We start from the raw sequence: 14,019 nt of genomic DNA on the forward strand, positions 1-14,019 counted from the left end.
GACTACTTCTTAAACTTAGCAAATTTGCTGGACTTAAACTTGCTTTGACCAGCCTGCTTTGGCGTGTGTGGTTTCAATGTCGCAATGCCAACTGTTGGGCTTTCCACCAGCTGAGTTAACAATTGCATCCACCTATCAAGTGCGACTTGGATTTTATCACGGCGATATAGCGCCGTTTTAAAGTAACAGCGACCATGATAAGCCTGCTCTTGCGCATCAATAAAAATTGCCGAGTCAAATTTACTTGACGTATCCACCGAAGCGACACCTTCCATTTCTAGCCCATCGATAGGCCAATCTGGTTTTGGCGTATTTTGCATAACGAAAAGCTGCTGGAATAACGGTGACAAGCCCGCTGTTCTTTGCGCGCCTACCTCATTTATCACGCTATCTAGTGTAAGCAGCTGATTACTTTGAACATCCAATAGCGTTTGCTGAACCTGTTCACATAGCTGGGTGAACCCGACTGCGCCATTAAGACGAACTCGTAGCGGCAAGACACGGATAAAATATCCGATCAGAGGTTCAAGATCCGCATGTTCTCGACCTGATAGATCCGTACCTAATACCATATCTTGCTGCCCTGTTGTTTCAAACAACCAAGCAGCATAACTTGCCAATAGCACGCTAAACACAGAGCATTGTTGTTGCTGCGCAAGTTGCTCAATGGCCTCTCGAGTTGTTGCCGCAATCTGAAAATCTATTACATCGCCTTGCGTATCGGTGCGCTCAGGACGTGGAGAATGTAACGGGATCACGCTTTGCGCTGGAGCATCTGCAAGCTTCGTACGCCAAAACTGAGCAACATCCTTTGCTTCTTGGCTTGCTAAACGCTGCTGTTGCCACTGTGCATAGTCACCATATTGCACTTGCAGTGGCGGCAGTTGGGCTTGGCGCTGCTCAATTTGCGCCAAATAAAACTCACCGACCTGATGTACCAAGTTCCCCATAGACCAACCATCACTCACTATGTGGTGCATATTAATGGTAAGTTGATAGTGCTCAGGTGCAATTTCCACCAACAAGACGCGCAATAACACATCCTCAGCTAAATTAAATGGTGTCACCTCAAAATGCTCACGGAGCTTAGCAGCTGCTGCAGTGTTTTGCGCTAAGTCATCATCAAGTTGAACATACTGCCACTGTAATTCATTGTCCTCACTATACACCGCGACCACGTCACCTTCTTGTTCAACAAAGCGATAACTAAACGTACTGTGGTAAGCCAGTAACTGCGCAAAAGCGCACTGTAAGCTGTGGGGTTCAAGTGCTCCAAAGAGATTAACACTCGTGGTGATGTTATACGCGGCTCGGTCTTTTGCTTCACTCAGTTTGTCAGTGACCCATAAACTGCGCTGCTCTGCTGATACCGGTATTTGCTGAGCGAATGGCTGCGCTTGTAAAGTAATACTGTGGTTATCACCTGTGCTTTGTCGCTGCGCTGTGATGTATTGAGCCAGCGCACTAAACTCACTATGCTCAAAAATATCTCTAACTTTCAACTGTAAGCCAAACGTTTGGTTGATTTGTGACGTTAATCGCATCGCTAAAATGGAGTCGCCACCGTCATAAAAGAACTGACTCTGCGGTGTTGCGTCAACACCAAGTAATGTTTTCCATATTACGCTAAGCTGGCGCGCCTGCGCGTCCATCTCTTGATACTTAGTCTCCGCTTTGGGTTGCGTCGGCTGTGGCAACGCATTGACATCGACCTTACCATTGATGGTCAATGGCAATTGCGTCAATGTTAGCCAATGGGCAGGCTGCATATAATCGGGTAGCTGCTGTGCACATGTTTGCAGCGCAGCCAGATCCACATTCTCACCGATCACATAGGCTATCAACTGCGCCCCTTGTTCGGTGTGCTGTAACCGTACCAGTACGCTACTTATCTCCGCCATCGCCATAATGCGCTTTTCTATCTCAGCTAATTCAATCCGATAGCCACGCACTTTTACCTGCTGATCTGCACGACCTTGATACACAAGCTGCCCTTGTTCATTAAAGCGCACCAAATCGCCAGTACGATATAAACGTTCTCCTTTGTCACTAAATGGATTAGCAATAAATCGCTCAGCCGTAAGGTCAGCACGGCCAAAATAACCCTGCGCCAAAGTACCTGCAATATATAGCTCACCGACTCCACCAGCAGGTACTAGGTTAAGTTCTTCAGTTAACACATAAGCATGGCGATGCCCAACCACCGCCCCTATGGGCACATATAAGCTGTCTATTTCAACCTTATGATCATCTTGCCAGATAGTCGGTGTGATCACGGTTTCTGTCGGGCCGTAGGCATTAATGAAGCGCGTCTGAGGCGCGCGCTTGCGCCATTGCAATAACTCTTTTGTTGGCCAAGCTTCCCCTCCTACAATACATAGACGAACGCCATCCAGATGGGGCAAGTGCTGTAAATAAGCACGAGGTAAATCAACAATATTAATTTGATGCGCCACAACCAACTCGCTGCACTGCTCCGGTAGTAATGCTTTACCATTCACCAACGTCAGCTTCGCACCGGTCAATAAGGGGACGAACACTTGCTCAAGCCCAGCGTCAAAGCCCAAAGACGCAAATGCCAATGCGTGATCTTCAGTACCATAGTGATACGCATCTGCAATCGCCAAACAGTGACTTAATAGTGCACCTCGTGTTACCGCCACCCCTTTTGGCTTGCCTGTAGAGCCAGACGTAAACACCAAATAAGCGAGCTGCTGAGGGTCAAATGTTGGTCGCTGCAATGACTGTTCATCCACCTCACTTATCAGACATTGAAGCGATATTTGCTGCATTGTACAGTGCGTTAGCGCACGCTCTTGGTGCAGTACCAATTGCGGTGTACTTAGCGCAAGTATGTCATTTAAACGCGATTCTGGTGAGTCTACATCGAGCGGTACATAGACAGCGCCTAGCTGCCAAATCGCAAGAATACAAGCCAACGTATCCAGTCCTGTACGCATATAAAGCGCAACGCGCTGTTGACTGGTTACACCCTGTAATTGCAAGCCAACTGCAATTTTTTCACTGCGTGCCAATAGCGCTTGATAACTTTGAGACTGCGCTTCACAAAAGAGTCGAGCAGTATCCTGATGTACGCTTGCCTGCTGATATAGACACGCCAATATGTCCTGCTGCTGCGCTACACCATGGTATTTTGTTGCGCCCAGTTCAATCAGTGAAGCACTCTGTGCATCACTGAGACCTGTAATATGCGCCACAGGCTGTGTAACCTGCTCTTGTAATTGCGAGATTATCAATAAGAAGCGTGCGAGTAATTGTTCGGCATCTGCATCACTTAAGGCTGCTTGCTGATAATGGAATGCGATGTCCACCGTTTCTTGCTGTGAAATGGAAACCGTGAGTGGATAATCGGTTTCTTCTCGGCTGGCCAGTAACTCAAATTGCGTAGTGGCTTTATCGGCTTGCTGAAGCGCTTCAGCAATTGGGTAATTTTCAAATACCACTAGTGTGTCAAATAACCCATTTGGACAATCTATTCCCCCTTCTCGGGCCCATTTTTGCACCTCGCTAAGAGGTGTATATTCATGCTCACGAGCCCGCAGACTTTGGCGCTGTAGTTGCTGCAACCATGTTGCCACATTGACCTCAGGACTCACGGTGACAATGGTCGGTAGGGTATTAATAAACAAGCCAAGCATGCTGTCACTGTGAGCAAGTTCTGGTGGTCTTCCTGACGTTACTGAGCCAAAGCACACAGCTTGGTGTCCTATGCTGGCTTTCAACACCAATGACCATGCTGCTTGAATTAAGGTGTTTACCGTAATTTGCTGGCTACGACAAAACGAGACAAGATGCTCGGTCTGCTCAGGCGCCATGACCCAACGGGTATGTCCCGCACCATTTTGCGACGTCTGTTGCGTGTTTTGTTGCGCAAACAAAGTACAAGGCTCATCTAATTGGCGCAGCTGTTGCTGCCAATAATCACGATTTTGGGTGTGATCTTGCGTCTGTAAAAAACCAATATACTGCTCATACTGACCTGTCGCAGGCATTAACGTGTGGCCTTGATATACACTTAATAATTCACCCATCATGCGTGAGGCACTCCAACCATCGGTGAAAAGGTGATGATTTGTCCATATCACGCGGTGTTGGTGTGTATTTAGTTTGATGATAAGCACGCGGTTAAAGCCTATGTCTTTATCTAAATCAAAACCCAATAACACCTGCTGCTTGGCAAGTTGTTCAAGTTTTGCTTCTACATCGCCGCCCTCAAAGGACCAATCCAGTACTGTGATGTCTGCCGCATGCGTATGTACTACATACTGGTGCGCTGGGCTTTCTTTGGTGAGTAACCCCGTTCTCAGCACTTCATGGCGATCCGTAACATGCTGCCATGCTTCGCTAAACGCCACTACATCTAGACCTGTAACCGCAAACTGCATTTGGTTCACATACGCACTGTTGTCGCTATATTGAGCATGAAAAAGCATACCTTCTTGCATCGCAGAAAGCGGATACACTTTACTTATCTTTGTCGCGTCTAATTGTCTTAAGGTATCTTTTGGTAATTGGGCTAGCGGTACATCTGAGGCACTGAATGTTGCCGTTGTCGACGCACAATGCGCCACTAACTCTTCCAAGCATTGCTGGAATAACTGAGTGAACACCTCAATAGTGTCTCTACTCAATCGCGTGGCGACGAAACTGATGCGTATTTGTAATTGCCCACCTAAGACTTGGGCTTGTATCGACAACTCACTTGCAACCGTTGCGGCATGGTTGGTACTCGCGCCACTGTCTTCACGCGCAGGCTGCCATATACCATCACTGCTAAAGTTATTGTCGAGTTGCCCAAGATAGTTAAACTCAATATCTGCCAGCTCTGGTGCGCTACTTGCCGGTTTCGCGCTGTTATATTTGAGTGCGCCATAGCCAATGCCTTTGTTTGGGATAGCACGCAGTGTTTCTTTGGTCGCAAGAATGGTTTCTTGCCAGTTATCTTGGCGTGATAATTTCAGCGGGAACATCGCCGTAAACCACCCTATGGTGCGACTCAAATCAATAGATGGCTGCCAAGGTTCGCGACCATGCCCTTCTAGATGCAGCACATATTCATCCGCCCCTAACCAGCGGTAAAGTGCTTCACTCAGTGCACTTAACAATAAGTCGTTGACTTGCGTGCGGTATGGTCGGCTAGCTTGTGTCAGCAACTGCGTTGTGAGTGCTTGTGGACAATACAGCTCAACGGTAGCTAACTCAGTTTCTGCTGCACTGGCAGTTTTATCTTGATACGGCAACGGCAATCTTGCGGCGGTTTGTGCTTGCCAAAACTCAGCTTCATCAGCAAAGTGCGCATCGTATTGCTGCAAGGCTTCAGCCCACTTTTTGACACTGCTGGATTTAGCAATTGGCTGCCACGTCTTACCAGCAATAAGCTGCTCATACCCTGCTGTCAAATCATCCAGTAAAATTCGCCATGACACGCCATCAATCACCAAATGATGTACAACCAGTAAGACGCGGTAACTGCCATCTGCCACTTGCATCACCGCGACCCGCATCACTGGCCCATTTTGAATATCCAAACTACGTTGAATATCGTCTGCCAGCGCGGTTATCTGGGCGTTTTCAACTTCATGTAATGTAAATATCTGCGCCAACATTGACGCACTATATTCAGTAAAAGACTGCTGCCAGTTGCCTTCACTATCGCGGCAAAAGCGCAGCCTTAAGGCATCATGATGTTGCACTAATTGTGTGACCACTTGTTGTAGCGCTGAACAGTCTATCGTTTGCGATACATGCAGCATCACGGCTTGGTTATAGTGGTTTGGAGCGTGTCCACGCTGCGCGAAAAAATCCTGCTGAATAGGCAGCAGAGGGGCACTACCGGCAACATGCTCGACCTCACTGCTATTGACCTCTTTCAATCGCGTGGCCAAAGGTGCAATCGCCATAATAGTTTGCGCTTCAAAAACATCCGCTGGCTTGATTTCCCATCCAGCTTGTCGGCTTAGTGACACCATTTGCAGGCAAATAATAGAGTCACCGCCTAAGGCAAAAAAGTTATCGTCACGACCAACTTGCTCAACGCTAAATAACTTACACCAAATCTCAGCGATCAATGTTTCTACTTCACCAATACATGCCGTTATTTGTGTCTGCTGCGGTGATGCCGCAGGGGTTGGCAAGGCAACTCTGTCGACCTTACCATTGGCGTTAAGCGGTAGGCTGTCCAAAAGCATAAATACTGAAGGCACCATGTATTCTGGTAGTATAGCTCGAGTATCCGCTTGAATATCATGTACATCACGGGTTGAACATAGGTAGGCTAGCAACCGGGTCGACTCTGCGTGTTGCTGTGCAATCACAGCAACATCATTGACACCTTCGATAGCACGTAACTTAAGCTCAACCTCTTCAACTTCAACACGGAAGCCGCGAATTTTCACTTGGTTGTCTACTCGACCGATAAACTCAAGTTGTGCTTGAGCATTCCATCTCACTAAATCACCGGTGCGATATAGGCGTTGACCACTATCGCTAAACGGATCAGCAACAAAGCTCGCCGCGGTTTGTCCTGGGCGTCTTAAGTAGCCTTGCGCTAAAATTTCACCACCAATATACAACTCACCAACCTGTCCATGTGGCAACAGATTGAGCTGTTCATCAAGTACATACAGTTGCCGCTCAGCAATCGCGCTACCTATAGGTACAGAGTTGATACGCTCAACATCCAACGCACTACAGTCAAAAATAGCCGCTTCAACTACGATTTCTGTCGGGCCATAAGTATTGACCAACTTCACCTTTTCAAGCCCTGCCGCTCGCCATGCACTAATGGCCTGTTTTGACATGGCTTCACCGCCTGAGTGCACTTGCCTAAGCGCGGGTAATTGCCATTGATGCTTTGGCATTAAATACGACCAATCTTCGGCAATTTGTCGCCAATAGGCCGCACTTAAGTCCATCACACTAATACTGTGCTTGCTGGCTTGCTCATACAGGGTTTGCGCGTCCCACAACGTGTCATCTCGCATCACTAAAGCGGCACCGACAACCAAAGTGGGAAAAACTTGCTCTACAAACGCATCAAAATTTGCTGTTGCAAACTGTAACACGACATCATGTTGGGTAAGCGAAATGAAATCCGCTGCGGTAAAAACATAACGGCTCAGCGCCCCATGTGGCACCGCCACCCCTTTGGCTTTTCCTGTCGAGCCTGAGGTATAATTTAAATACGCAATATGCTCAGGATGCACAGCAAGCGCGGCGTCTTGCTGGCACCAAACAGATAAGTCTGGGCATATTAATTCAGCCTCTGCAATCACCGCGCATGAAGACGCAGACAATTGCTCACCGACAATGAGCGCACACTGACTATCTTCTATCATGTGCGTGAGCTTGTCTTGTGGCAACTTAGGATCAAGGGGTAAATACGCCACACCTGATTTAAAGCACGCCAACAAGCTAGCAATCAAATATGGGGTACGTGGCAAGGCTATACCAACCACCTCTCCCTCTTTGATATGATGACGTTGCAGTTGTGCCGCAATATAATTACTGTGCGCCTCTAACCATTGATAATCAAAGTGGTGGTCTTGGAAGATAAGCGCAGTGTCCGTCGGTGAACTAAGCGCTTGCTGGCGAACTAACTCATGCGTTAGTCGCGTTTCTGGTGCGAGTTGTTTTCCTTTACTCGCGCGGCTTTCAGGAAGATACGCAGGCTGGTTTTCGTAGGCGACATCAAGCCAATTCCCGATTTTCTCAGCATCATGCCCAAGTGCCAGTGTCAGTAGCTGGCAAAACTCTCGTTGCAGCACTTCAATGTATGGTGTATCAAACTGTGCGCAATCGTACTCTATCTCACAGATAACACTCGTTTCACTGGTTTGTGCCGATAGCGCAATCGCAAATTTACTCTGCATACTGCCACCTGCTACTGGAGCGAGTGAGAAATCTCCAAAGTCGAGCTGCCCTTGTAATTGCGGCTGACAATCAAACCCAACTTGAAAAAAGCCACCTTGGCGCAGATCGCCGCGATGCTCAGGTAACACCGACAACACGTATTCAAACGGTACATCACTGTATTGTGTACAAGTCAGTGCATGACGCTGTATTTGTTTTACCGTTTCTATAAAGGAGCGTCCACAATGTGCTTCGCAGCGATAAGCCTGTGTGGTGATAAAGCAGCCAACAATATCTTGCACCTGCTCCTCTGAGCGACCCGCATTTGGCACGCCCACTACAAACTGCTCATTACCATGATGACGCGACAACAATAGTTGCCATGTTGCCAATAAAGAGGCAAATGGCGTGACCTGATTGCGCTTGCAAAAGTCGCTAAGGCTGGCACATAAAGGCGCTGAAAGCGTAAACTGCTGACGCCCACCTACCGACTTCAACTTAGTGGTGGTTGTGTGCTGCTGATGCAACCGTAAGGGTTGTCGCGGCGCTTCAAGGTATTGCTGCCAAAATGCCACCGCAGGATGCTGTTGTGATAACGCGTGACGCTGCCAATGTGCAAAGTCAAGGTAGCGCAGCGCTGGCATTGAGAGTGCCAGCCCCCGATACGCACTTTTTAAATCCGCTAAAATCAGATTATTAGACCACCCATCTGACACGAGGTGATGATAGCTCAGCGCCAATATTTGTAATTGATCAGCACAGGTGATGAGCTGTGCTTTGAGTTGTGGTGCCTGTGATAAGTCTTTTGCTGCTAACAGCCACTGATTTAATGCTTCGCTAGCAAGGTAGTCGGCTCTTGTCATGTCACTTTGTACTTGCGCTAAAGAAAAGCTGACCTCATCAAGCTCGACCTGAGTTGGGGTATCATCAGTGGTGACAAATTGCGTTCTAAATACTCCGTGATTGGCAATAACAGCTTGCAGTGCTTGCTCTAGTTTACTTGGATCAATCTGCCCCGTTACTGCAAAAACCACAGGCATCAAGTAACTGGTGTTTGACTCATCAAGTGCTTGCAGTGTCCATAGCTGTTGCTGTAAATATGACAAAGGGGCGGCATTGCCGGATATACGAGGGATCCCATCAGACGAGTCCTGCTCCAGTAGTAAACTCAATATATCGCTATCAATATCCGCTAAAAAATCATCTTGCATATTTACACCATGCCTATCTTCAAAGTTGACACCGCGAGGCGGCCAAAGTATCAGTAAGACGGTACAAGGCAGTTGAAATTTACTTTTTGATCATAAAAGCCAAGCGCTAGGCTTGGCTTTTACTGTTGTGCTATTGCAGCTATTACTTAGCTTTAAATTTTGCAAACTTATTTGACTTGGGTTTATGGCCGCTGACAGCCGAAAGCGCTCGATAGTGCTCGCTGATGGCCGTATCTGGCTGAGCAATCAATGACAACAATAATGTGCGCCACTGCTGCAACCACAGACGCATCGCTGAACCGTCATACAATGCCTTTCTATAAAGCCAAGTGCATTCAATCTCATCATTAGGAGTGACAAATAACGCATTCGCAAACTTACTATACTTAGGTAAGTCGATCACCGCTGGCGTAAACGACACGCCTTGAGCTTGCCAGCTTGCTTTGGGTGCGTTTTGCATCACAAATAACTGCTGTAAAATTGGCGCATTAAACTGATCCCGAGGTGGATTTACCTGTTTAATGATTTCATCCAGACTCAATAACTGATGCTCCATCGTCGTTGCAAGTGTATGGTGCACAGTTTTTACCGCGTTCGCCATTGAGGTCGTTGTTGATAGCTGTGTTCTAACTGGCAGCACTTTCACAAAATAACCAATGATTTTTTCTAACTCAGGGATCTCTCTGCCCGCTAAGTCGGTCCCTACCACTAAATCTTGCTGTTTAGTTACGTACTGCAAAAACAGTAAATAAGCAGTCATCATGACTGAATTTAGCGAGACATGCTGTGATTGTGCAAATTGCCGTAATTGCTGGCTTTGCGCTTCAGAGAACACCAAGCTTAGCTCTGCTCCAACATCACTGGATTGCTCTGACAGTGGTTTGTGTGCAGGAAATAATGACAAAGTCGGAGCATCACGTAATGTATTACGCCAATAACTTTGATGCGTTTTAGCTTCCTCACTCTGTAAGCGCTGCTGTTGCCAATGTGCAAAGTCGTCATACTCAAATGCCAGTTCAGCATCTTTGTCTTGATGGCTATCACCATACAAATTGCTCAAAGACTCAATGAAGATCGCAATCGACCAACCATCTGAAATAATATGGTGCATATTAACTAACAAGCGCAGGTGTTTTGGTGCAAGCCAAACCGCGTTCACTTTCACAAGTGGGGGGGCGGCCAAGTCAAATTGATGTAACGACAACTGCTGTTGCTGATGTGCCAGCGCTTTGGCTTTAGCCTCATCATCTAAGGCACTGAAATCGAACTCTTCGATGACGATGCGTGTGTGCGCCGCGGCGTTCAGCCTAATTTCACCATCCACTTCAGCAAACCACGTACGTAGTGCAGATTGTTGCTCAACAAGCTTATCTAATGCCAGCTGTAGCTTTGTTACCTCAAGTTCGCCGTGCAGATCCACCCCTCCAAACATGTTGTAACTCATCGCTTCGCCTTTATTCAACGCCAACTGGTGTGCAACCCACAAGCTTCTTTGTCCAGGGGATGCCAAAGCAGGTATATTTTGCGGCCTTTTTTCCAGTGCCAGTATCGTACTCTGCGGCTGATTAATCGCGTCTGCAAACTGCTCTAGCACCGGATTCAGCAATAAGGTCTTAAGCGGCACAACATAGCCAAGCGCTTTACCCAAAGCAGCGATAAACCGCAAAGCAATAATAGAGTCGCCACCGAGTTTAAAGAAGCTATCGTGACGACTTATCTGCTCAAGGCCAAGCTGCGCTTGCCAAAGTCTGGCTATCAGCTGTTCCATTTCCCCCTCTGGCGCAATATAGTCGCGGGCTAATTGGAGACTGGCTTTAGGTAACGCGGTTTTATCTACCTTGCCATTGACGGTTAGCGGAATGCTGTCTAAGGCGATAATATGCGCAGGGAGCATATATTGGGGTAAATGCTTTTCGAGATGACTAAGCGCCCCGGGCACATCAACTTCGCTTGCAACCACATAGCCAATGATCCGAGAGTGGGTCGCCCCTTCCTCTACTATCGCCACCGCCTCGTCAACGTTTGGTAGCGTGCATAGCTGGGCTTCAATTTCTGCCAGCTCAATACGATAGCCTCGAATTTTCACTTGGTTGTCACTGCGACCAAGGTAAAGCAAAGTGCCATCGGCCTCATAACGCACTATATCGCCTGTCCGATAGAGCCGACTACCGTCGTCACTAAAAGGGTTGGCAATAAAACGCTCTGCCGTTAGATCAGCACGACCTAGATAACCTTGTGCCAAGCCAGCGCCAGCAATGTATAACTCGCCAACCGCATTCGCAGGGCAATAGTTAAGATATTCATCTAAAACAAACAGCGCGGTATTGTTCAGTGCGTTAGAAATAGGTTGCACCGTATGCGCGGCACAGGATTGTGGGGTCACTAAAAATGCGGAGCACCCCACCACAGTTTCCGTTGGCCCATACTCGTTAATAAAGCGACTATTGATTAGATGACGTTGCAGCTTCGCCACTGTCCCCGACATCAGTTTATCTCCACCGATAACAAAGCAATGATGCAGCGAAGAAGTGATATGACGACCTAAGCTCAGCAAGCCATCAAGGTGTGCGGGAGTGAGTTTAAACAATGTATTGTCTGTTGCCTGTTGAATACACTCTGCTACTTGCTCCAGCAGTCCGTCATCTTGCGCAATCATATCAACACGTTTACCAGCATAAATAGGTACTAGCAGGCTGGTGATTGTGGCATCAAATGACAACGTTGAACTGACCACGGCTCGTGAGCATGTTGCCATGTAGCGCTCGCTGGCATCGGCTAAGTAATTATTTAGTCCAGCAAAGGTCACCGCTACCCCTTTTGGCAGCCCAGTTGAACCTGATGTATAAAGCACATAAGCCAGTTGTTTACTATGACGTAATGGCGGCGTTAATGGCGCAGGCGTTTGTGCCATTAACTGTTGATACGGCACCTGCTCACATTGTATCGCTAGCGTCGTTTCAAGATCCGAAATAACCAATGCAACTTCACTGTTGTCTATTAAATACTGTTGTCGCGATTCAGGAAGTGAGGCATCAATCGGAACATATGTCATGCCCGCTTTTAGCACCCCAAAAATACTTACCAGTGCGGTAATATCGCGCGACATTCGCAGACCCACACGGCGCTGTGCAAGTATTCCTTTACTCTGTAGTATTGCAGCCACTTTATCGCTAAGCTGCACCAGTTCACCATAAGTCAGGACACCAGATTTACCTACTGCGGCAACCTGTTCAGGCTGTTGTTCACCATAGTATTGTAACTGTGCGAGCAGATCGGCACCCGGTTGAGTCGATTCACCGATAGGCAAACGGCTTGCTGTATCGCTTTGCCATAAACTTGCTTGTGTAATTGGCGTCGTCGAACATGAAGTCAGGTGGTTGAGTGCGGTAAAAAACGCTCTCTGGAACTGCGCGATAAACGGCGCTTGATAAAGCTCTTCTGCATAATAAAAGTGACACTGAACCCCTTCATTTTGTACATCGATAACATCCAAATGTAAGTCAAAAGGCATGGTAAAGCGATGTGCCTGCGCATGGCTGAGCGTCGCGTCACGTAACTGTTTGGCGCGCTGCTTATCACGACGCAGATAGTTGAACATCACTTGAAAGATCGGATGGGTGCCGTTCACTCGCTCAACCGCCAGTGCATCAATGAGCTGCTCAAAGGGTAAATCTTGGTTAGACTGCGCAAAATGGTGATACTGCTTGGCTTGCGCTATGAGTGTCGAAAAACTATCGTGCTCAGTAACACGTAGCGCACTCACTTGCGTATTCACAAAAAAGCCTATCACTCCTAAGGTCTCTGCTATATGGCGATTTGCCACGGGGACACCGACTAAGACATCTCGTTGACCACAAAAACGCTGTAGTGTCATTTGAAAAACGGTTAGCATCACCAAGTAAGGCGTGGTGCCAAAGCGCTCAGCGGTACTACTCACCGCCTGCACTATGTTCTCTGTCAATGTGGCGCTATGCGTCGCCATTGTGTAAGTCTCTAGACGCCTTGCTGACTCCGCAGCTGGCAACGTGATGGCCTCTATTTGTGTCGGAAGCTGCGCCACCCAATTGCGCTTTTGCTGCGCGAGCTTGGTGCTGTTATCTTGTGTCGCTTGCCAGCAGGCATAATCGATAAAGTCGACTTGTTTTTGTGTCGCAGGCGCTTTTCCGAGCGTGTATGCTTGGTAAACATCCACAAACTCATCAAATAAAATTTGCATCGAAGTGCCATCAGTGATGATATGGTGCATCACAATCAGCAATTCACAACGGCTCTCATGACTCACCAATACTACCCGCAATAGCGGCTCTGATAATAAGTCGAATGGACGCATTGCATGGCTTAATTTATCAGCTGGTTGATTGGCATTTGTTTGCGCCATTGAGACCACTGAAAATTCAAAATTCAGTTGTGGATTTTGCTGCTGATACACCCCAGCTTCGGTTTCGCAGAACTGGATCTGAAGTGCGCCATGGCGCGCCTGCAACACGTCGAAACTGCGTTTGACCAACTCCGCATCTAATTGCCCATCAAAGTGCAAAGATCCAGCTAAATTATATGCTTTATCATGCGGAGCAACTTTCCAAGCATACCAAAGGCGCTGCTGAGCTGCGGTCAAAGGCGCTTGTTCTTGTACCTCAGAGCGACTTAACAAGCTAACCTGAGCCGCATTTGCTCTTTGTTTTATTAGGTCATTTAGCTGTTGGGTTGATGTCGAGTGTAGCCGTGATTTTCGTTGGCGCTTTCTCGTTGGTGCTTCCACTTTCTTGTCTCCAGTTTAGGACAATGCAACTGCCATTTTTACTTGGCAAGTAGACGAGTGAAAAAATGAAAAAAACAGTCGCAAATAAAAATGATTCCTTTTACTAAATTTTTGTTTCGACTTTTCGTCCTACGGGTGCGCGCCAAAAGTGCGTTTTATACCAATTTGCTTAATAAA

Annotated in this window: 2 protein-coding genes; both read right to left on the minus strand. The window is 47.5% G+C overall.

Translation table 11 applies throughout. From position 1 onward, the window contains the following. Positions 1-2: 2 nt before the first annotated feature. Positions 3-9,083, minus strand: coding sequence for a non-ribosomal peptide synthetase (locus tag HUZ36_RS11665; protein ID WP_176032928.1), 9,081 nt, complete (start codon positions 9,081-9,083; stop codon positions 3-5). Between the two features lie 142 nt (positions 9,084-9,225). Continuing rightward, positions 9,226-13,842 carry a non-ribosomal peptide synthetase gene (locus HUZ36_RS11670; protein ID WP_176032929.1) on the minus strand — a complete coding sequence of 1,539 codons (4,617 nt, stop codon included), beginning with the start codon at positions 13,840-13,842 and terminating at the stop codon, positions 9,226-9,228. Between the last annotated feature and the right edge of the window lie 177 nt (positions 13,843-14,019).

Origin of the sequence: Pseudoalteromonas sp. McH1-7 (assembly GCF_013366255.1) — a bacterium.
GTDB lineage: Bacteria > Pseudomonadota > Gammaproteobacteria > Enterobacterales > Alteromonadaceae > Pseudoalteromonas > Pseudoalteromonas peptidolytica.